Source organism: Ochrobactrum sp. SFR4 (assembly GCF_019730395.1).
GTDB lineage: Bacteria > Pseudomonadota > Alphaproteobacteria > Rhizobiales > Rhizobiaceae > Pseudochrobactrum.
Genome location: NZ_JAAPBB010000835.1, coordinates 1 through 267 on the forward strand (window position 1 = coordinate 1; position 267 = coordinate 267).

General features: G+C 65.5%; 1 protein-coding gene. It reads right to left on the bottom strand.

What is annotated here, in order from left to right; all coding sequences use genetic code 11:
- Positions 1–267 (bottom strand): P-type ATPase actuator domain-containing protein (locus HBA93_RS21425; RefSeq protein ID WP_502910174.1); only part of this gene is annotated, 267 nt, incomplete at both ends.

The following is a 267-nucleotide window of genomic DNA, read 5'->3' on the forward strand; positions in this document are numbered from 1 at the left end:
GAAATATAGCGAGAGCCAGCACTGCGCCAGCGAGAACCGCGATGGTGTAGCGCTGGCCGAACCAGGCGCTGAACCGTTCGGATGGAGCGCGCGACGCCTGGGCCTCGGTCACCAGTTCGATCATCCGCGCCACGGTGCTTTCCGCGACCGGACGGGTAACGCGGACGAGCAGCACGGCGTTGAGGTTTACCGTGGCCTCGAACACCTTTGCGCTGGGGCCTTTGCCGACCGGCATCGATTCGCCGGTGATCGTCGCCTCATCGAGCG